Below are 20,630 nucleotides of genomic sequence, written 5' to 3'. Positions count from 1 at the left end.
GTCGTCGTAGGCAACCGGCCCTCGGCCTGGCTCACGACGACACCGCGAAGGCGGCGGTGGCCGGCGAGCACGCCCGCCTTTCGGGCCGGTCATAACGTTTACCTGCGAACCACTTCCCCATACGCCGCTTTTACTCCGCCTGTGGAACCCTCTGGGCAAAGCAGACGGCGAAGATCGAGTGGGGATCAGGTGTCATCGAGTACTGAGGGATCGACATGGTGGCGGCCTGGGCGGGTGGTCGCCTCAGCCGCGGGAGTCATCGCGACGGCGATGATGGCGGCGAGTTGTTCCTTCGGCAGCACCCCGGACCAGGCGGTCACCGCCACGCGACAGGCCGACGCCCCCTCGACGGCGGCGTCCGATCCCCCGACCACGGCGCCCAGCGGCAAGATCCAGAAAGCGCCGGCGGTGGACCCGGCGTGGCCTCGCTGGGGGTTCACCCACACGGGGGTCAGCGCCAACAACGTCACCCCGCAGTTCGAGCAGGAGGTGAGCCGGACACTCGCCCGGACCCCGATGCTGCAGAACCAGCACATCATGGGGTTCGGGGCGCTCAACCCCCAACCGCGCCCGCAGGAGTTCTACTGGGAGGACCTCGACAGCCGGACGAACCTCATGAGGCGGTCCGGCGGCACACAGATCATCACGCTCTGCTGCGCCCCTGACTGGATGAAGGGCGGCCCCGAGGGCCCGACCGAGGACTCGGCCTGGGACGAACACCTGGAGGACGCCCCCTACCCCAAGCATTTCGACGACTTCGCCAAGCTGTCGGCGACCGTCGCCGCGAAGTACCGCGACGTCGAGTACTTCATGGTCTGGAACGAGTTCAAGGGCTTCTGGAAGGACCACTCCAAGCCCGCGGACTTCAAGGGCTACACCGACCTCTACAACAAGGTCTACGACGCGGTGAAGGCGGTCCGGCCCGACGCCAAGATCGGCGGCCCCTACCTCGGCTTCGACAGCAACAGGACCGGCGAGTCCGAGCTGCGCGGCAGCTGGGGAGTCGTCAACCAGAACGCCCTGGACGCCTTCAACTACTGGTTCAAGAACAAGAAGGGCGCCGACTTCATCGTGGTCGACGGCGCCTCGCTGACCGACGCCCACGAGTTGCTGCCCGACGCGTTCGGAGCGCTGAGCAAGTTCGGCGCGGTCACCACCTGGCTGCGCGACAAGACCGGCGACCTGCCGGTCTGGTGGTCGGAGTGGTACTTCGTCCCCGAGGACGACACCGTCTGGCCGGAGCCGATGCGGCTCGCCGTCCAGGCCGCCTCGATGATCGAGTTCGCCGAGAGCGGCGCCGCCACCGCGCTGTACTGGAATCCACAGGCCAAGGAGGGCACCTGCCAGGGGTGCATGTGGGACCCGCGGACCGGTGCCGAGCTCCCGACCGGCAAGCTGGTGGCCGACTTCACCACCTGGTTCCCCGCCGGAGCCGAACTGGAGCACGTCACCTCCTCCGACCCCAAGGTCCGGGTGCTCGCACAGCCGCGGCGGCTGTTGATGGTCAACACCACCGACGCGAAGATCACCACGACCGTGGACGGAAAGTCGTTCGCCCTCCAGCCCTACGAGATCAAGTGGAGTGACCGCTAGCCTCAGGACGTCGCCGGAGCAGGGATCGGGGAGATGGGCGTGGGGCAGAGGGGCGGGCCACTGCGGGCCACCCGGTGGTTCGCCGGCACACCGGTGCCGACGGGCGACCTCGTGCGGGTGCTGGAGGCGGCTCGGTGGACCGGCTCGGCGCGCAACCGCCAGCCGTGGAGGTTCGTCGTGGTCAGGGAGCACGGCCTGCAGCGGAGGTTGAGCCTGCTGGGAGGCTACGCGGCTCACCTGGCCGCCGCTCCCGTGGTCGTCCTGCTCGCGGTGGACCACGGCACGGGCGGCGAGGACGCGGAGTTCGACGCGGGCCGGGCCGCGCAGAACCTCATGCTCGCCGCGCACGACCTCGGCCTGGGAAGCTGCCCGGCCTCGTTCTTTCCCGCCTCCAACGCCGAGCGGGCCGGCCGGATGGTCGGCGTCGAGGCTCCGTGGCGGGTCAGGACCGCCATCTCCCTCGGCTACCCCGCACCCGCGCCTCGCGGCAGGTCAGCGATCCCCTCGGGCCGCCTGCCGCTGGACGACCTGGTCCGCTGGATCGGTCCCTGAGCGGCGTGCCGCCGCTCAGGGACCGGTTCCCGGCCTGACAGGTGCTCTCGTAGCGGGCCGGTCGGCCCGGCGTTCGGAGAGGCGGCCGCAGGCGGTGTCGGCAGGAGGGGCGGTAGTGGCGGCGGGGGCTTGCTGTTTGAATGATCCGGATCGTAACGGTTCAGGGCTTGGAGTCCGAGTGGCCGTTGTGGAGTGGGCCGGGTGAGTGGAGGCGTGCCGGATGACGCTGGACGGGGGTACGGCCGCGGGACGGGTGATCTCTCCGGTTCTCGTGGGACGTGAGGACCAGTTACGGCGGCTGGTGACCGCGATGAGCCGTCCGCCCGCCGTGGTGGTGCTGGAGGGAGAGGCCGGCATCGGTAAGACCCGGCTGGTGACGGAGATGGCGGCCCACCCTGATGCGGCGGGTCGCCTGTTCCTCGTCGGGGGCGCCCGGCGGATCCGGGAGCCGTTTCCCCTGGGGCCGGTGGTGGAGGCGCTACGCGGCACAGGCGAGCTGCTGGCGCGGGCCGAGCTGTCGCCGGTCACGGGTGCTCTGCGAGGGTTGCTGCCGGAGCTGACGGGAGTGCTGCCGCCTCCCCTGGAACCGCTGGACGACCGGGCGGCCGAACGCCACCGGCTGTTCCGCGGTCTCAGAGAGGTGCTGAGCGCGCTGGGACCGCTGGTGCTGGTGATGGAGGACCTGCACTGGGCCGACGAGCAGACGGTCGAGTTCCTCGCCTACCTGCTGGCGGCCCTGCCGGACCGGATGTCGGTGGTGCTCGTCTATCGGGGTGAGGAGGTCGGAGCCGGGGTCAGGGAGGCCACGGGCCGTCTCCCGGACTCGGTCTTCCACCACCATGTCGTGCTGGAGGCCCTGGACGCCGAACAGACCGGCGTGCTCGCGGCGTCGATCCTGGACGCGAAGAACGTCACCCCCGACTTCGGGGCGCACCTGCACGAGCTGTCGTCGGGCCTGCCGCTGGCGGTACAGGAACTGCTGGCATTGCTGCGGGAACGAGGTGCGCTGATCCAGCTGCGCGGCGGGCGATGGGCGCGTAAGGCGCTGGCGGAGCTGGACGTGCCGCCGGGGGTCCGTGACTCGGTGCGCGAGCGGGTGGGCCGACTGTCCGCGGCGGCGCGCGGGGTGGCCGAAGCCGCGGCGGTGCTGCAGGTGCCGGTACAGGTGGCGGTGCTGGCCCAGGTGGGCGGGCTGTCCCGGGCCGAGACCGTGGCCGGGCTGGATGAGCTGCTGGTCTCGGGGCTGCTGGCCGAGCAGGACGGGACGGTGGCCTTCCGGCACGTACTGGCCGCACAGGCGGTGTACGGGGGAGTCCCCCTGGGGCGGCGGCAGGACCTGCACACCCGGGCGGCGGCCGCCGTACGCTCGGTGAAGCCGGTGCCGCTGGGGCAGGAGGCTCACCATCTGCGCCAGGCCGGTCTGCTGCGGGAGTGGGTGGACGCCGCGGAGCAGGCCGCCGACCAGGCGTCGGAGCTGGGCGACGACGCCGAGGCCGTGCGGATTCTGGAGGACGTGCTGCGGAACGCCCCGCTGGAGCCCGAACGCCGGGGACACCTGGCGGTGCGGCTGGGCTGGGCCGCCGGCCAGGTGCTGCGTCCCCCGGAGGTGATCGACCTGCTGTCGGAGGCCCTGGAGTCCGAGCAGCCGGGGCCGTTGCGCGGGCAGCTGCACTTCCTGATCGGCCTGCTGCAGGAGCGGCTCGGCGACGCCCCCGGCGCGCAGCGGCGCGCCTTCATCGCGGCGGTCGACGACCTTGGGGACCGGCCCGAACTCGCGGCGTGGGTGATGGCGGCCCTCGGCAGGCCGATGGACGCGGCCGTGCCGCTGGCCGAGCACACCGTGTGGCTGGACCGGGCCCTGGAAGTGGTGCCCGCGATAGGCGATCCGGTCGAGGAGGTCTTCGTGCTCGGCAAGGTCGCGACCTCGCTGAGCGGATTCGGCGACCGGCGCTGGGCCGCGCTGACCGACGACGTCCGCCGGCGGACCGGCGGCCGGCCGCGGCATCGCCAGGAGGTGAACGCCTACCGGTCCATCGCGGAGAGCGCGTGTTGCACCGGGTATTTCGAACTCGCCGACCAACTCCTGACCGCCGCGTCGCAGGCGGCCGGTGCGGAATCCTCCCGGGAGCCGCTGGCCCGCTGCCGGCTGGTCGCTCTGGTGCTGGCCTACTGCCGGGGCACGTGGACCGGGCTGGCCCAGGAGACCGCGCTGCTTCTCGACGAGTACGGCGGCCGCCCGTTCGACAGGATCACCGCCGAGACGGTCGCGGCCTGCCTGGCGCTCGCGCACGGCGACCTCGACGTCGCCCGGCGCGACCTGCACGATGTCGTCCGGCGCACCGTCGACCTGGGCGGCTACGAGCTGCTCCCGCTGTCGGTGACCGGATTCCTCCGGCTGTCCAGCGCACGCGGCGAGGCCGAGGCGGCGCTCGCGGTGACCGGCGCGGCGGTCACCGTGTGGGAGACCAAGGGGCTCTGGCCGCTGGCGGTACGGGCGGTGCCCGCGCTGGCCGAGGCGATGGCCGGCGTGGGCAGGCACGACGAGGCCGCCGATCTGATCACCCGGCTCTCGGCGCGACTCGACGGCCTGGACGCTCCACTGGCTCCGGCCGCGCTGGCGCACGCGCGCGGGCATCTGGCGGCCGGCCCTACGGCCGCCGCGGAGCGGTTCCTGGCGGCCGGATCCGCCTACGCCCGGCTGGGCGCCTTGTACGAGGCGGCCCAGGCCCGTGAACAGGCGGCCGGTTGCCTGTTCGCCGCCGCGGACACGCGGGCCGAGGAGCCGCTACGCGCGGCGATCACGACGTTTCAGGCGTTGGGCGCCCGGTGGGATCTGGACCGTGCCGCGCAACTGGCCCGCAAGTACGGGGTGGCGGTGAAGGGGCGATACCCAGGTGGCCCGCAGGGTTACGGCGACGGGCTGTCTCCCCGGGAACGGGAGATCGCCGAAATGGCCGCCGCCGGACTGACCAACCGGGAAATCGGCCAGCAGCTTTTCGTGTCCCCCAGAACGGTGGAGAAGCACCTCAGCGCCGCGCTGCGCAAGCTCGGACTCCGCTCCCGCGCCGCCCTCGGGATGCACCTGGGCGGCGACCGCGACGGTCGCTGAGCCGTACGGCACCGCCCACCCCCGTAGTACCGCACCCCATTACGGCCCTCCGAATGGGGGGCCCTACCCATAGTCCCGACGTGCCGCGCAGGCGACGCTAACGGCATGTCCGAAACCGACTCCACGGATGGCCGCCCGGCCGATGCCGCCCCCGAGGCCGACGCGGACCAGGAAGGGCGGGTATCCCCCGCCGCCCCGCCGGATGAGGCGGCCGCCGAACTCCCCGACGACACCCCCGAAGGGTTCGAACCCCTCTGACCTCTCCAGCCCCACCCCCCGAAAGGGCAGTTCCGCATGTCTGCACACATGTCCCCCGACCAGCCCCCGCCGGGCGGCGACCCCGGCCCTCCCCCCACTCGAACCACCGCTCGAATCACTGCTCGAATCCCCGCTCGAACCGGCACGAGACGGAAGGTGGCGCGCGGAGGATCGCTCCTGGCGGCCTCGGTCATGGTGCTGGGCACCCTGGTGGCGCCGGGCACGGCCGCCCTCGCCCAGGAACAGGAGCCCGCACCGGCCACCCCGGCGACGGAGCCGGCCCCCGACCCGATCGCGCTGACCGGACTGGGCCAGGGTGACCGCACGGTCACCCTGGTCACCGGGGACAGGGTGAGGTTGAGCGACGCCGGCGGCGGCAGGTACGCCGTGCGCCCCGAGCCGAGCGTCCGCCCCGACGGCACCAACGCCCAGCTGTCCACGCTGGCCACCCCGAAGGGCGTGTACGTCACCCCCAGCGACGCCCTGCCCGCCATCAACGCCGGCCGCCTGGACCGGGAGCTGTTCAACGTCACCTACCTGGCCGAGAACGGCTACACCGACGACAAGACCAAGCAGCTGCCCGTCATCGTGCAGTACCCGCCGCAGCACACCGCCAAGGCCGTCGCCTCGGCCGCCAAGGCCATCCCGGCCAGCGAGCCGGTGCTCACCCTGGAGAGCGTCAACGCCTCGGCGCTCCAGGTCACCAAGGCCGAGGCGGGCGCGTTCTGGAACGCGGTACGGGCCGTACCGGAGAAGAAGGGCGCGAACGGGCTCGCCGGGCCGGCCAACGTACCGGACACGCTGCGCGGCGACATCGCCAAGGTGTGGCTGGACCGCAAGGTCAAGGCCGACCTCGCCGAGAGCGTCCCGATGATCGGCGCGCCGCAGGCGTGGGCCGGCGGGCACGACGGCGCCGGTGTGAAGGTCGCCGTGCTGGACACCGGCATCGACGCCAAGCACCCCGACCTGGCCGACCGGATCGCCGACAGCAGGTCCTTCATCCCCGGCCAGGAGGTGCAGGACGGCCACGGCCACGGCACGCACGTCGCCTCCACCATCGCCGGCTCCGGCGCGGCGGCCGACGGCAGGTACAAGGGCGTCGCGCCAGGCGCCCAGCTGATCGTCGGCAAGGTGCTGGACGACACGGGCTCCGGCTCCGACTCCCAGGCCATCGAGGGCATGGAGTGGGCCGCGGCCTCCGGTGCCAAGGTGATCAGCATGAGCCTCGGCAGCGGTCCCACCGACGGGACCGACCCGATGAGCCAGGCGGTCAACACGCTGAGCGCCTCCACCGGCGCGCTGTTCGTGATCGCCGCGGGCAACTCCGGCGCGTCGGGCGCCGAGACGGTCTCCGCCCCCGGCACGGCCGACGCCGCGCTGACCGTGGCCGCCGTGGACAAGAGCGACGCGTGGGCCACCTTCTCCAGCCAGGGACCGCGCGTCGGCGGCGGCCTCAAGCCGGACGTCGCCGCCCCGGGCGTGGCCATCGCCGCGGCACGCGCCGCGGGCACCACGATGGGCAGCCCGGTCAACGAGCACTACACGGCCGCGAACGGCACCTCGATGGCCACCCCGCACGTCGCCGGAGCCGCCGCGATCATGGCGCAGCTGCACCCGGACTGGACGGGCCCGCAGATCAAGGCCGCGCTCATGTCGACCGCCAAGGACGACGCGCTCAGCGTGTTCAAGCAGGGCGCCGGCCGGGTCGACGTGGCCAGGGCGTACACCCAGCAGGTCTTCGCCGTCACCCCCGGGGCCGACTTCGGCGCCATCGAGAGCGACGCCGAACCCGTGACGCGGGAGCTGACCTACACCAACCTGGGCAGCCGGCCGGTCACCCTGACCCTCACCCCCGTCCTGAACAAGTCGGACGGCGGCGCGGTCGAGGGCGCGCTGACCCTCGCCGGGACGACCCTCACCGTGCCCGCCGCGGGCACCGCCACCACCACCGCCACCGTCGACCCCAAGACCCTGGCCGGCCTGGACAACTACACCGGCGCCGTCACCGCGACCGCCGACGGCGTCCAGCTGCGCATCCCGGTGGGCGTGGTGCGTGAGGCGCCCAAGGTCACGCTGACCGTCCACACCCTGGGCAGGGACGGCAAGCCCCGCACCCCCTTGGCCCAGGACACCATCGACGTGTCCGGCGGCAAGGGCGTCCTCGGCGGTGTCGCCCTGACCTCCGAGGGGACCACGGTCACCCGCGTCCCGCAGGGCGTCGTCAGCGTGACGCAGGTGCTGACCTGGGTCGGCGACGACGAACGGGACAACCTGGCGCTCCTGTCCGTGCCCGAGCTCACCGTCACCGGGGACACCGAGATCACGCTCGACGCCCGGAAGCTGACCGAGGTCCGTTTCACCACCCCGCAGCCGGCCGAACCGTTGAGCAACGTTCCCTACGTGGCCTACCAGCGGACCGTGGCCAACGGCGGTGCCTACATGGGATTCACCTGGCCCGGCCGCACCTGGTCCCGGCTGTGGGCCCTGCCCACGGAGAAGGTCACCAAGGGCGCCTTCCGCTTCCACACCCGCTTCACCCTCGGCAGGCCCGAGGTCGAGATGAGCGTGCGCGGGCGGGGCGGGCTCACCCTGCACCCGGCCTCCGCGCTGCACGGCGTCAACACCTACGGGGTGCACGAGCAGTACGACGGCTTCCCCGACTTCCGGCCGTTCACCGGCACCCGTGAGCTGGAGGTCGTCGACGTCGGCGAGGGCAGGCCCGAGGACATCGCGGGCCGCGACCTGCGCGGCAAGCTCGTCCTTGTGGAGGCGCCGATGTCAGCGGGTCTGTCCGGACCCATGTGCGGAGTCCAGATCGAGCGGATCGGCCCGATCCGCGATGCCGGCGCGGCCGCGATAGCGCACTTCCCGCAGCCCGGGACCGGCTGCGCGATCCCGCTGAGCTTCACGCAGACCCCGTACACCGGAGAGGCCAAGCCCATCGGTCTCCCCACCGTGTCCCTGCCCTCCCGTGAGGCGCTCGGCCTGCGCGAGCGGCTCACCGGCGGCAAGCCGGTCACCGTCCGGGTGACCGGCACCGAGGAGTCGCCCTACACCTACACCTTCGCCCCCTACGAGGAGGGCCGGGTGCCCCGCTCGCTGCACTACACCTTCGCCGAGCGCGACCTGGCCCGGATCGACCTGAACCCCCACATCGTCGCCCACGCGCGCTACAACGACTGGCGGTACGCGCAGAAGCCCGACGACGTCATGCCGATGTCGACGTCCGTCTCCGGGTGGGGCGGCCCCCGGCTCACCCTGCGGGAACGCCGCGACTGGGTCGGACCGCTCGACTCCGGGGTCCTCTGGTCGCACGGCATGGAGGAGATGCGCGGCGCGCCGATGGACGACCGGGTCCCGCAGTGGGCCCTGGAGGTGTTCGACAAGCCGGTCCGCACCCGGCAGTCCTGGATGACCACCCCGTTCACGCCCGGCGCCGCGACCGGCTCCGACAAGGTCTACAGGCTCGCCAGGCCGGGCGCGAACATCGGCTCGTTCTTCCGGTGCATGATCTGCGTCCAGGGCGACAGCCTGTGGGCGGAGTTCGAGCCCAGCTACGGCTCGCCGGGCACCAGGAAGTACAACGGCGACTACTGGCCGACGACCGACCTGTCCAAGCCCGGCTTCGACGTCCGCCTCTACCAGAACGGAAAGGAGATTCCGCGCACCCCCGTCGGCGGCACCGACTTCATGCCGCTCTTCAGCCTGCCGGACAGTCCCGGCAGCTACCGGCTGACCGCCAAGAACGACCGGAACGACACCGAATGGACCTTCACCACCCCGGTCAAGGCCGAGCGACTGCCCGGATCCTTCTGCTCCCTGGAAGTGCTGTACGGCACGGCGGAGCCCTGCAGGCCCGCCCCGGTCGTGTTCGTCGGCTACGACCTCGGCGACACCCTGGACGCCGCCAACAGCGTCCGCGCCGACCGTACGCACACCTTCACCGTCTCCCCCTACCACTCCCCGTCCCCCTCGAAGATGCCTGACATCACCGGCCTGAAGCTGTGGGCCAGCACCGACGACGGCGCCACCTACACCCCCGTCTCCGTCAAGCGCGGCAAGGACGGGACCTACACCGCCACCACCCGCTACCCCGCCCTCAAGCACACCAAGGGCGCCGTCACCCTCAGGGTCGAGGCCTGGGACAAGGCGGGCAACACCATCAAGCAGACCACCGTCCGCGCCTTCGATCTCCGCGGTTAGGCCACCGGACGACCACACGACCACACCGAGCGGGAACCCCGGGTCACTCAGCGTGATCCGGGGTTTCCCCCGGTTCGCCGCCGGTAAGGCCGGCGGACACCCGATCCGACGGTCGCCCCGGTCATGGGCCGGTCCTCAGCTGCGGGTCGGTGATCCCGCCGGGGCAGGCGAGCCGGGCGATGTCCCAACCGGCACGCCGGGCTCCGGCCTGGTAGGCGCTCTCGTAGAAGGCCAGTGCCGCGACGCGGGGGTCGGCCGCCGATCGGGCGTCGTCGTAGCGCAGCACGGCCAGGTGGCCGCCGCGCTGCTCGATCCACTCCGCGGCCTCGGGCCTCAGCGGCTCGTTCTCCAGCCCTTCGGGCTCGGGGGCGGTGTACGAGTAGAAAGCGGGCTCGGGAAAGACGTCGTCGCCGAACCAGAAGCCGGAGCTGATCACCTCCCGCGAATAGGCCTCCCGCGTCACGGGGTCGACCGAGGGCGGCTGGTCGACCCGGCGTTCGGAGAAGCGGCTGCAGGCGAGGTCGAAGGTGTGCCAGAAGTGATGCACCGGGCTGATCTTCCCCGAGAAGCCCGAGGAGAACTCCTCCAGCACCAGGTTCACCTGGCTCAGCACCTGCCAGTAACGATTGGCCATGACGGGGTCGTAGGCCGCGTGCTCGGTGTCCTCGACGAACGGCCGCCCGGAGTCGGGCAGGTCGAACGGCCACGGCCGGTCCAGGTCCACCTGCACGTCCAGCTCCGCCAGCGCCAGCATGACCTTCTGGTAGAAGGACGCCACCGACTGGCCGTAGAGCGGGAAGGAGACCGCCCGGCCGTCCAGCTCGGTGACGAGCAGCTGGTGGCCGACGAAGTCGAAGTCGATGGTGAAGATCGGGTTGCCGTCCGCCTGTCCCATCGGGCGGGTGGTGAGCCCCCGGCCGGTGAGGTGGAACGGCACGTTCCACCAGTGGTTGCGCCGGACCTCGGCGGCGAGCCGGATCTTGCCCACCACCTGGCAGAACCGGTGCAACGTGGCCTTGGTGTCCCGCCACTCGTCCAGCGGCATCGGGGCGAACAGCTCCATGACGCCACCATTCCCGCAGCGTGCGCGCCAAAGACCCGGCCGGCACCACGGACAGCAAGATCTTCACCGGGGCCGCGCCGGGAACACTCCGGAGCGAGGGCGAGGGCGACTCATGGCGCCCGGCGCCCGCGCCTCGCGGCAGGCCCGCGATCCCCTCGGGCCACCTGCCACCGGATGACCTGGTCCCCGGGCCGGCCCCTGGGGGCCGCCTCTCCGGGCTGTCCGAGGTGACCACCGCATACCGCGCAGTGTCCAACAAAAAGTCATATAGGAAATCTTTTATAAAGAGTATGCAAATCCTTTTATAGCAGTGAGTACGCCCTTTTATCGGGGGTACCGGCCACGAGTATGTCCGGCCTGCGCGTGCCGCTGCCCGCACAGTCGACCTGCGTGCGGCTCGCCATTCTCGTCACCATCCCGGCGGCACCGGTACCGGTGCCGGGAGGCGTTGCTCCCGTCTCACCGGAGGCCGCGCGGGTGCGCTCCGCTCCAGACTTCCCCGCCCGCCACAGGGCGCGGCGCGTCTCCGGGCCTGTCGTCCCAGGCCTGCTCGGTATCCTTTTCGCGGCCCAGACGATCATGCCGATGGCACTCGCCGGCTGGAGGATGCGCGGCATCGTCATGGCCACGCTGCGCCCGGTGAGGAGGATCTGCGACCGCCTCGACGAGATCAACGAGGGTCATCCGGAGGGCCGGATCCCGGACTTCCCGGGTCGGCAGGAGATCAACCGGCTCGCCCGCGGCATCAACAGTGCCCTTGAGCGCGGCTGGAAGGCGCACCGGTTCGCCTCCGACGTCTCACATGAGCTGCGCAGCCCGCTTACCGCCCTTCGCGTGCAGATCGAGGGGGCACGGCTGCACGGCGGGCAGATCGATCTGGACGACCTGCTCCGCCGGGTGTTACGCGAGGTCGACCACCTTGAATCGATCATCGATGATCTCCTGACGCTGTCTCGGGCGGAACAGGGTGGCGAGTCGGCGGCGTGCCGGCCGTTGGACATGGCGGCAGTGGTGAGGCAGCACGTCGCCCGGCGGCACGACCGCGTTCCGGCCGGGCTTCGGCTTGAATCCGGTGTGTTCGTCAACGGCGTGGAACCCCAGATCTCCCGGATCCTCACAAATCTGCTGGACAACGGGCAGCGGCACGTCAAGGAATCGATCACGGTCGGAGTCCGGCGCGACAGCGACATCGCCGAGATGACCGTCGAAGACGACGGCGACGGCGTCCCGCCCGTCGAGCGGGAGCACATCTTCGAGCGCTTCGCCCGCTCCGAGAAGTCGCGCCGTGTCGACCCGCGCGGTGCCGGGCTCGGTCTGGCGATCACGCGCGAGATCGCCCACGCGCACGGCGGCACCATCCATGTCGAGGACTCCGCAGCCGGTGGTGCCCGCTTCGTGCTCCGGCTGCCCGCCATCGACCCGCCGGGTGAAACCGGTGAGACGAGATCGGTGTGATCCTGCCCGCCGGCCACCGCCTGAGACAATCGGCTCCGCCCGGCGCATGGCGCGAACCCGCCGCGCGGCCGCGTTAGTTCTCTGCAGATGAGGGAACATTTAAAAATCCAACTTATAGCCCAAAGAGAGTGCTATTACCACAAAGGAGATGCAATTTGTTCAACTGAACCATTCACCGGTTCTTCATTGATCCATCGTCGCTTCGGGAGACCAGGATGCAACTGCCCGCGCCTCGAGGCCCCCTCACCGCGCTTCTCTTCGAGCGACTGGCGTGCCCGCCTCATGAGTTCGGCCCGCCACCGGTGCCCTCCAGGACACCGGCCCTGGAGGACGAGGATCTCCAGCTCGCGCTTTTCGCCTGTTACGAGCTGCACTATCGCGGCTTCGCGGAGGTGGACGAGGAGTGGGAGTGGGAGCCGTCGCTGCTGGCGGTCAGAGGGGCGCTGGAGCGGCGGTTCGAGGACGGTCTCGCGCGGTCGGTGCCGCGCCCTGTTCCCACCTTCTCGGCGTCCATCCGCCGGGCCCTGGCCGAGCTGACGGCCGCCGCCACCGGGCCCGACCTGTCGGGCTTCCTGCAGCACGAGGCCGACCTCGCGCAGTTCCGCGAGTTCGTCGCGCACCGGTCGATCTACCATCTCAAGGAGGCCGACCCGCACACCTGGGCGATCCCCCGGCTGCACGGTGGCCCCAAGGCGGCCCTGGTCGAGATCCAGGCGGACGAGTACGGCGGCGGGCACGCCGGGCGGATGCACTCGGAGCTGTTCCGCACCACCATGCGCCGCCTGGGCATGGACGACTCCTACGGCGCCTACCTGGACCGGGTCCCGGCGATCACGCTGGCCGTCTCCAACGCCATGTCGCTGTTCGGACTCCATCGGCGGCACCTCGGAGCGCTGCTGGGCCACCTGACGGCGTTCGAGATGACCTCCTCGATCCCCAACCGCCGCTACTCCATGGGCCTGCGGAGACTGGGCGGGGACGAGGAGGCGAGGCGTTTCTACGACGAACACGTGCAGGCCGACGCCGTCCACGAGCAGATCGCCGCGCACGACATGTGCGGCGGGTTCGTGCGGCAGTACCCCGCACGCGCCGGCGACGTCCTGTACGGGACCGCCTGCGCCCTCACCCTGGAGCGGCTCTTCGCCGAGCACGTCATGGACAACTGGCGGCGCGGCGCCTCCTCCCTGCGTGAGGCGGGCCTGACGGTGGGGAGCCGATGATGGACCTGGCCTACGTACTGCCGTTGCGCTGGGACGACGACTCCGGCCTGGAGGAGCTGACCGCCTACCTGCGCCGGCTCGGCCGCAGCGTCCGCGTCATCGTCGTCGACGGCTCCCCGGCCGCCCTGTTCGACCGGCACGCCCGCCGGTGGAACGGCCTGGTGTGGCACCTGCGGCCCGACGAGGATCTCGGCTTCGCCAACGGCAAGGTCAACGGCGTGATCACCGGGATGCGCCGGGCCGACGCCGAACACGTGGTCATCGCCGACGACGACGTCCGCTACGGCGAGGCCGAACTGTCCAGGCTGGACACCCTGCTGGAGGGAGCCGACCTGGTCCGGCCGCAGAACTACTTCGCCCCCCTGCCCTGGCACGCCCGCTGGGACACCGCCCGGACCCTGCTCAACCGCGGCCTCGGCGCCGACTACCCCGGCACGTTCGGCGTACGCCGCTCCACCTTCCTGAAGATGGGCGGCTACGACGGGAACGTGTTGTTCGAAAACCTGGAACTCATCCGCACGATCCGCGCCCACGGCGGTCGCGAGTGTCGCCCCCTGGACCTCTACGTCCGCCGTCTGCCGCCGGAGCCGCACCGGTTCTGGTCCCAGCGCGTCCGGCAGGCCTACGACGACCTGGCCCAACCGGCCCGCATGGCGTTCTTCCTCGCCGTCGTCCCCGTCCTGGCCGCCGGGTTGCCACGCCGGCGTTCCCGGACGGTTCTGGCCGGTGCCGCCGTATCGGCCGGGCTGGCGGTGGGACTGGCCGAGATCGGCCGCCGCAGGGGCGGCGGGCGGCGGGTCTTCCCCTTCACCGCCGCACTGTTCGCCCCGGTGTGGCTGCTGGAGAGGGCCGTGTGCAGCTGGCTGGCACTGGCGGCCCGCCTGTTTCGCGGCGGGGTCCCCTACGCCGGACATCGGATGCGGACCGCCGCGCACTCCTCCCGCCGGCTCAGGGCGCGCGCTCAGGCCACCGCGTCGGGCTCGCTCGCCGCCCGGAAACCGACCCGCTTGTGCGAGCCGTCACAGAACGGCTTGGCCGCCGAACGCCCGCAGCGGCACAGCGCCACCGTCGCCCGGCCCGGGTCGATGACGGCCCCGTCCTGAGTCATCAGCGTGAACCCCCCTCGGATCAACAGCGGCCCATCCTCACAGAGAGTCACCGTAACCGAATTATCCGTTTTGGGCATGTCAGGGTGCTGCCCGCTGTCTCCCTCCGGAAACGCAGGCCGCCGCCCCAGCGCACGCATGCCGGGCACCCCGAACCGAGGCGTCACCTCCTCCGCGGCGACCACTGACGGTCAACATCCAACATCGCCGACGCGAAGGCCCGACCCCACATGCCGGCCGGCATGTCAACCAGCAGGTGAAAGCGGAGGAGGAGATTCTCAGCGTCTTCTTCTGCCGGAGTGCTTGATGACGCCCCGGATCACGTGAGTCAGGACGCCAGGAACACCTCGTCTTTTACTCCGATAAACCGCAAATCGGATGTCCGGTGTTGGCCGAGCCCTGGCGCTCCTACGCCGGGACGTCATCCACACCAACCACCGGCTCATTCCCGAAGTGCCCCTCGGCGCGCTGGACGACGAATGGATCCCTCGGGTGGCGACCAGGAACCTGGTAGTGATCACTCGCGACAAACGCATCCGTACCAAGCACGCGAAGACCATGCTCTACACCGAGAAATGATGGAAGCCCTCGGCCAAGTGGCCGAGGGCTTCTCTCGTTTCCGGAGGCGGAGTCAGAAGTCGAACTCGCCCTTCTTGGCCCCGTCCACGAAGGCGTCCCAGACGCTCGCACTCACCACGAACGGCGCCCGCCCCGGCGCCTCGGTGTCCCGCAGGCCCACCCGACCACCCGACAACGGAGCCACCTCCAGGCAGTTGCCCTGATCGGATCCGCTCTTGGTGGCCTTACGCCAGGTTGCGGTCTTCAGCTCATCGCTCAGGTCCACAGTTTCTCCGCCTCTCTGATCAACTCGATGGACATGTGCTGAGGTTGCGCCTCGGCTCGCAAGGCGTCATATCTGCTATGGATAGCTTCGACATCTTCTGAGCGGTTTGTCACGTGCCCATGGATTGCGGACTGGATATACGCCGTATCCGGACTCCCTGAAAGCTGCGCGATCACGAAGCTACCGAGGATTCCCGTCATCACCCCCAGCATCGAGGGGATGATCTGGATGCCGATTCGCGGGGACTCTACCGCCTCCACGAGGCGTTCGAGTTGCCGACGCATGACTTCCTTACTGCCGACCAGGCGATGTAGAACGCCTTCGTCCAGTACCGCGCGGAACAGCGGTGGAGTGGCGCGCCTGAAGATCTCCTGACGCTCCATTCGAGCCGTAACAGCCTTCTCGATTTGCCTGTCGGTTATGCCGGGCTCGCCGCGGATAACCGCCCGCGCGTATTCCTCGGTCTGCAGCAGGCCTGGAACGACGAGCGGTTCCCAGGTATGTAGGGAATGCGCCTCCTGTTCGATGTCCAGCCAGCCCCGGAACCACCGGGGGCTCGCCGCGCGGGTGAGGTTTTCCCAGAGTCGGACGAGCTCCCCGCCCGCGTCCATGGCCTCGTCGTAGCGCTCCATGAAGTTCCGGCCGGCCCTGCGCTGCCCTCGCTCGATGAAGCCGATCAGGCTCGCACTGAACTGGATGACCTCCGCCAGGCGCTCTATAGAGATACCTGTTCTTTTTCGGTGTTTGCGAAGCTCGGTCCCCAAAAGGACCAGAGGCTTCACAGCAGGATCGGGTTCCTGGAAAACGAACATTTCAGCTCCGTCCTGTGGGGGCGCTACTCCGGCAACACAGAAAAACACAGTCCACTACAAAGTGTCCCGGTGATGTGCGGGGAGTTTCGATACCCAACGTAGCCGGTCGAGGGCACCCTGCGAAGGGAACGAAAGGCGCGAGAAACCCATCGGATAAGCCCACTTACCACATGCAACGAAAGGCCCCACCAAACCCGTCGCCAAAATAGTTGGCTATGTCCAGAAAAGGAAGCGGGAAAAGACGCCGAGGTGCCGGAACATGCGAGGAAACCCCCGGCCCATCAGGGTCCGTTGGCATGCCGACCGGCCACCGATGCCGCTCGGCTGTCGCTGGTGCGGTCATCCCCCGTACGCGCACGAGGCCGCCAGCCTGCCACACCACGCCCACCACCACTGGGAGCAGCCCACCTCCGCCCAGGTCCACGCCCGGATGACCACCCCCGCCGCCTCCTCGTCCCGCCACCCCCCACCGCTCGCCCCGGCCGACCGCCGGCGACTTTCCCCAGGCACTCCCCGGTTTTCCCGCAGCACCCCCCAATGCCACCTTCCCAGCAGTCCTCCGAACACCCCCCACTGCTCTCCCCCGAGCAGCTCCCCGCCCCCTCCCCCGGCCGACACCTGCGGCCGGAGCCGCCCGTGGCCACGGCCGCCGTGCCGTACCGGCGAGGACGGCCGCCGGGTCCCCGTCCCCCCTCCGGCAAGCACACCCCGTACCGGCAGGGGGCGACGACATGAACGAACGCGTCCCCCACCCCCGGCAGGGCGGGCGGCATCGGCGCGGGGCCGTCACCGAGCAGGTCGACTCCCAGGCCTGGGACCTAGCCGAACGGGCCGCCGCCGAGCAGCTCGACCAGATCGAGCCCGCCTGGACCGTCTGGTACGGCCCCGGCACCCGGCACTTCCACGCTGTCGCCGGCTGGCCCACCCCCGAACCCCTGATCGTGCGGGCCCGCACCCCCGACGAACTACGCGCCCTGACGCACGAGGCCGAGGACACCACACCGCCACCCCAAGGAGGGGCCATGCCCGAGACCCCTGACACACCGCACCCCCCGCACGACCCCCACCCCCTGAACCCCTCCCAGACTGGGGGCCACCCACACCCCCCGGACGACCCGCGCGCCGTCTACTGGGACCTGCCGCACGACCTGCCGATCGTCGGCAAGGCCCGCGCCATGGTGAGTGAGACCCTCGCCGCCTGGGCGTTGCACCACCTCGTCGACGACGTCGCCCTGGTGGTCGGTGAGCTGCTCGCCAACGCGATCGTCCACGGCGAGCCCGTGGTCAGGCTCTCCCTGTGGGCGAGTCCTGACGAGTTCCAGGTCCAGGTCACCGACCGGGGCACCAGACAGCCGCGTCATCTCACCCTGGATCCCGAGTCCCTGCACGGCCGCGGGCTCGCCATCGTCAGGGCCATCGCCCACGACACCGGCGTCACCCCCCTCCCCAACCGCCCCGGCAAAACCGTCTGGGCCCGCTGGCGTCTTCCCGTCGAACCGTGACCACCCGGGCATCGTCCTGAACTTCAGAAGCTGATCAGCACATCCGCGCAGGCGTCCGGAGCGTCGGGGTCACTCAGGACGTTTTCCGCTGATCTCCTCGATCAGCACGTCCAGGGCACCGTCGAGGTAGTCACCCGGTACGACCGGGTGTACCGGGTCGAGGGCTGGGATGACCTGAGGCGTCCTCAGCCAGTCACTGAATCCCTTGAGAGAACCGCCGTTCGACCGTATCCAGGCCTGCATCACGAATGACTCGTTCCACTGCCTGAAGGTGTAGGCCGTCGTGTTGGCGAGAGTGCTGGGCATCCGAATCTGGAACCGGAGAAGACGCTTGGCGAGCAGGCCGAGCCCCAGGTGACTGAGGCAGGCCATCCGCCGGGAGGTGTGGAGGTATCTGTTGGGGATACTGACCAGGCGTCCGAAATCAGCGACGTGCGATGCGACGGTCTCCTTCCCGCCGAGCAGCACGGGAAGGTCGGGAAGCGCGAACTTGTCCATCGCGCCCGCGCGCTCGGGGCCGAAGTTGTCGTAGTGCGGCACCTCCGTCACGGGTGCGACCGTGAGGCGAGGACGCAGCTTGTCTCCGTGGTAGCACTGGCACGGGTGAGGGACGAGCCACCATGGACTCGACGAAATCCACGAGGACCTTGCCGGGCTCCGGCGGAGTGGAGGGCATGACCGGCAGGGGGACACCGTGGTAAACATCGCCCTGGAAGACAGGCCGGTCGATCTCGCATGCGGAACCGACCTGGTGGTACAGGTGTTCGGGCTCCAGCCACTCCGCATCGTCGACCGAGGGGGGAGGTGTGGTCATGGTGTCTGGTCAGCGTCCCTTTCCCTCATGTCCGCCACCTCGGGAAGGCTGTAGGGGCTCCACGGTTCGTCGTCGTCATCGACGTCGTCGCCGGGGAGTTCTGTTTCGTCCGCGACGGCCAGCGCCACGAACACGCCCTCCGCGACAGGGCGTGGATCCTCTACCGCCACGATCGCGCGGTGCAGGAGATCGAACCGTCGACTCGTGAGCAGATCGACCGGTGTCCTCGCCCCGTTGAGCGGTGTGTGCAACCAGGCGCGAGCACCGTCCGGCCCGAGACGCCGAACCAGGTCACGGACGAGGGTGTGCAGAAATCGCAACTGCCCGAGACGGACGTCGCTGATGGGGTGGCCGTTCGCCCAGCGGGAGTACTGTTCCCGGGTCACGCCGAGAGCGGCCCCGAGCAGCCTGGCTCCCAGACCGCTCATCTCCCGGACCTCACGCGCCAGGAGTGCCGGCTCCCGCTCGGGAGAGCGTGTGACTTGGGGAAAATCGGGTGTCTGCGCCGTGGCAGCCGTTGTGGTGGTCGCCCGGATCTCCTCAAGCTCCAGCACCTCACCGGCCGCGACGAGCCTCAGGTCATCCAACTGGCCGAGGAGTGCGGCCCACGAGGACAACGCCTCGGGCAACCGGGCGGCATGACCGGATCGGGCATGCGCCATCACCACGTTCATGAGTGCGCTCAGCAGCGTCGCGTTGGCGGCCTCGATAGTGCCGCGCACGACAAGCCTGACGGAGGTGTCCCCCAGCTCGCACGCACCAGTGCCGGTGAGGAAGACCTGGGACAGGCGCTGGGCGATCGGATCGGGTTCGTATCCGGTCCCCGCCGTGAACGGCGATGTTCCCCGGTCGGCGAGGCCGGGCGCGGCATTGGCCACCGTGCCCTCCCTGGGTTGCTCAGTCGTCTACGGCAGAGGCGAGCTGCTTTCGGTACGCCTCGGGAACACACCAGCAGAAGCAACGGTAACTCACATCATTGAGCGCGTCGAAATCATTCAGCGTTTCCCGAAGTGAGAATGTGCGCGGTTGAACTTTGGCGCAGTCTACATCAATCAGGTAGGGAGCCGAGAGGTTCGACGGGTCGGCCGCAAGCCCATAACGGAGCAAAAGTTGCATTTCTCCGTCTTCGGCGATTACCTGGCTGATCATCGTATTGAGGTGCCGCCTCCAGCCCATGTCAACAGCCGGCCCAAGTAGTTCAGGCTGCACCTTTTGAGAGAAAAGTCCATGGTCGTCCGGTTCGATATGATTGATATAGCGAAGACCAACACGTTCTCGAACGCGAATATTTGTGATGTCCTCAACGGCGGTGAGCGCGGCTTCCAACCTCTGCCTGAACGATGTCCAGGTCGCATAGCGGGTCGTCTCCAGAGTGAGATGCTCCCGGCCGATCACGATGGACCAGGCACCGTCCAGGTCGGTCAGTCGATACTGGGGAAGCAACTCACTGGAGGCTCCCGTCGCCGTCATCGTGACGACCTGCTGCTGCTCCGTCAGAAAACGCGGGTAGTGATCGGCGAGTGCCTCGTGAACCACCGCGGCACCCTCATAGGTCCCGAGCATGCTCTGGCCGCCAAAACGCACCTGCGCGATGACCTGCCTGAGCGGTGCACCGCTTAGGCGCACGACCTCGGCGAAAGGCAGGAAGTCGAACATCGGCTCCTCCTGAGCAGCTGTACATCACACCCTACATCACACCCCTCCCGATGTTCCATCAATGCGGCCCGGTAGACCATGAACATCCGAGAGATCGTTCCCTTGCCGTTCCCTCAGGGCTATTTCGAGGAGTTCAAGAAATCCCCTTCCACAGGTAAACAAGCGAAGGCCATGACGATGCCGAGCCGGCCGCCGTTGCTTCGGGAGTTCATCGACATTCCCGAGGGGATGAGCGCTCCCTAAAGGCGTTCGGGCACCGCCACTTCATGGAGCTCACCACCGTTTTCACGGCGTCACCGCAGTTCACGGTCCTGCACGGCCGTGCGGAGATCGGTCGCATCGACCGTCTCGCTCGACGACGGCACACCCTTTCGTGACCGGAGTTACCCCGGCTCCGTTCTGCTCCCTGCCGACCGGCAGCGACGCTACGACCTCTCCGGCAC

Annotated in this window: 16 protein-coding genes and 1 pseudogene; 10 read left to right on the top strand and 7 right to left on the bottom strand. The window is 69.7% G+C overall.

All coding sequences use genetic code 11. The annotated features are described in order from the left end of the window. The first annotated feature begins 234 nt into the window (after positions 1-234). The 5 genes from ACFQVD_RS39790 (at position 235) to ACFQVD_RS39770 (ending at position 9,715) form a co-directional block, all read left to right on the top strand. Positions 235-1,593 carry a xylan 1,4-beta-xylosidase gene (locus ACFQVD_RS39790; RefSeq protein ID WP_343972936.1) on the top strand — a complete coding sequence of 453 codons (1,359 nt, stop codon included), beginning with the start codon at positions 235-237 and terminating at the stop codon, positions 1,591-1,593. 39 nt (positions 1,594-1,632) lie between these two features. Further along, positions 1,633-2,145, top strand: coding sequence for a nitroreductase family protein (locus tag ACFQVD_RS39785; RefSeq protein ID WP_386368798.1), 513 nt, complete (start codon positions 1,633-1,635; stop codon positions 2,143-2,145). A gap of 220 nt (positions 2,146-2,365) precedes the next feature. Continuing rightward, positions 2,366-5,254 carry a helix-turn-helix transcriptional regulator gene (locus ACFQVD_RS39780; protein ID WP_343972941.1) on the top strand — a complete coding sequence of 963 codons (2,889 nt, stop codon included), beginning with the start codon at positions 2,366-2,368 and terminating at the stop codon, positions 5,252-5,254. Between the two features lie 105 nt (positions 5,255-5,359). Further along, positions 5,360-5,512 carry a hypothetical protein gene (locus tag ACFQVD_RS39775; protein WP_343972944.1) on the top strand — a complete coding sequence of 51 codons (153 nt, stop codon included), beginning with the start codon at positions 5,360-5,362 and terminating at the stop codon, positions 5,510-5,512. 156 nt (positions 5,513-5,668) lie between these two features. Further along, positions 5,669-9,715: a S8 family peptidase gene (locus ACFQVD_RS39770; protein ID WP_343972947.1), complete on the top strand. Its 4,047-nt coding sequence runs from the start codon at positions 5,669-5,671 to the stop codon at positions 9,713-9,715. 121 nt (positions 9,716-9,836) lie between these two features. Here ACFQVD_RS39770 and ACFQVD_RS39765 read toward each other — a convergent pair whose 3' ends face one another. Next, positions 9,837-10,778 (bottom strand): DUF5996 family protein, encoded by a 942-nt coding sequence (locus ACFQVD_RS39765; protein WP_343972950.1) that lies wholly within the window; start codon positions 10,776-10,778, stop codon positions 9,837-9,839. Between the two features lie 348 nt (positions 10,779-11,126). On the opposite strand from ACFQVD_RS39765, the gene ACFQVD_RS39760 reads away from it, so the two are divergent. The 3 genes from ACFQVD_RS39760 to ACFQVD_RS39750 all read left to right on the top strand — a co-directional run bounded on the left by ACFQVD_RS39760 (position 11,127) and on the right by ACFQVD_RS39750 (position 14,556). Beyond that, entirely contained in the window at positions 11,127-12,233 is a 1,107-nt protein-coding gene (locus ACFQVD_RS39760) for a HAMP domain-containing sensor histidine kinase (RefSeq protein ID WP_343972953.1), read from the top strand. Between the two features lie 215 nt (positions 12,234-12,448). Next, positions 12,449-13,453 (top strand): iron-containing redox enzyme family protein, encoded by a 1,005-nt coding sequence (locus tag ACFQVD_RS39755; protein WP_343972956.1) that lies wholly within the window; start codon positions 12,449-12,451, stop codon positions 13,451-13,453. Beyond that, positions 13,450-14,556, top strand: a complete 1,107-nt coding sequence (locus ACFQVD_RS39750) for a glycosyltransferase (RefSeq protein WP_343972959.1) — start codon at positions 13,450-13,452, stop codon at positions 14,554-14,556. Before ACFQVD_RS39755 ends, ACFQVD_RS39750 begins: the two co-directional genes overlap by 4 nt. On the opposite strand, the pseudogene ACFQVD_RS39745 reads toward ACFQVD_RS39750, so the two are convergent. Next, positions 14,520-14,639 (bottom strand): annotated as a pseudogene (locus ACFQVD_RS39745) (hypothetical protein); the annotation flags it as partial. The gene ACFQVD_RS39750 and the pseudogene ACFQVD_RS39745 sit on opposite strands and share 37 nt — an antisense overlap. Positions 14,640-14,937: 298 nt before the next feature. On the opposite strand from ACFQVD_RS39745, the gene ACFQVD_RS39740 reads away from it, so the two are divergent. Further along, on the top strand, positions 14,938-15,138 hold the full coding sequence (locus tag ACFQVD_RS39740; RefSeq protein WP_343972962.1) for a PIN-like domain-containing protein: 201 nt from the start codon (positions 14,938-14,940) through the stop codon (positions 15,136-15,138). Positions 15,139-15,190: 52 nt separating this feature from the next. Here ACFQVD_RS39740 and ACFQVD_RS39735 read toward each other — a convergent pair whose 3' ends face one another. Further along, entirely contained in the window at positions 15,191-15,403 is a 213-nt protein-coding gene (locus ACFQVD_RS39735) for a DUF397 domain-containing protein (protein ID WP_343972965.1), read from the bottom strand. Beyond that, the gene (locus ACFQVD_RS39730; RefSeq protein ID WP_343972968.1) at positions 15,394-16,215 is read right to left on the bottom strand and encodes a helix-turn-helix domain-containing protein; all 822 of its coding nucleotides are present in this window, start codon (positions 16,213-16,215) and stop codon (positions 15,394-15,396) included. The genes ACFQVD_RS39735 and ACFQVD_RS39730 overlap by 10 nt, the downstream gene beginning before the upstream one ends. Positions 16,216-16,946: 731 nt before the next feature. Here ACFQVD_RS39730 and ACFQVD_RS39725 point away from each other — a divergent pair. After that, positions 16,947-17,717: an ATP-binding protein gene (locus ACFQVD_RS39725; protein WP_343972975.1), complete on the top strand. Its 771-nt coding sequence runs from the start codon at positions 16,947-16,949 to the stop codon at positions 17,715-17,717. 69 nt (positions 17,718-17,786) lie between these two features. Here ACFQVD_RS39725 and ACFQVD_RS39720 read toward each other — a convergent pair whose 3' ends face one another. The 3 genes from ACFQVD_RS39720 to ACFQVD_RS39710 form a co-directional block, all read right to left on the bottom strand. After that, positions 17,787-18,266 (bottom strand): hypothetical protein, encoded by a 480-nt coding sequence (locus tag ACFQVD_RS39720; protein ID WP_343972978.1) that lies wholly within the window; start codon positions 18,264-18,266, stop codon positions 17,787-17,789. 261 nt (positions 18,267-18,527) lie between these two features. After that, entirely contained in the window at positions 18,528-19,409 is an 882-nt protein-coding gene (locus tag ACFQVD_RS39715; protein ID WP_343972981.1) for a hypothetical protein, read from the bottom strand. Positions 19,410-19,428: 19 nt separating this feature from the next. After that, positions 19,429-20,187 carry a TIGR04255 family protein gene (locus ACFQVD_RS39710; protein WP_343972984.1) on the bottom strand — a complete coding sequence of 253 codons (759 nt, stop codon included), beginning with the start codon at positions 20,185-20,187 and terminating at the stop codon, positions 19,429-19,431. Between the last annotated feature and the right edge of the window lie 443 nt (positions 20,188-20,630).

Origin of the sequence: Streptosporangium amethystogenes subsp. fukuiense (assembly GCF_042665875.1) — a bacterium.
Lineage (GTDB): Bacteria > Actinomycetota > Actinomycetes > Streptosporangiales > Streptosporangiaceae > Streptosporangium > Streptosporangium fukuiense.
The sequence above is the reverse complement of the archived record's forward strand: the minus strand, read 5'-3'. Positions and strand labels throughout refer to the sequence as shown.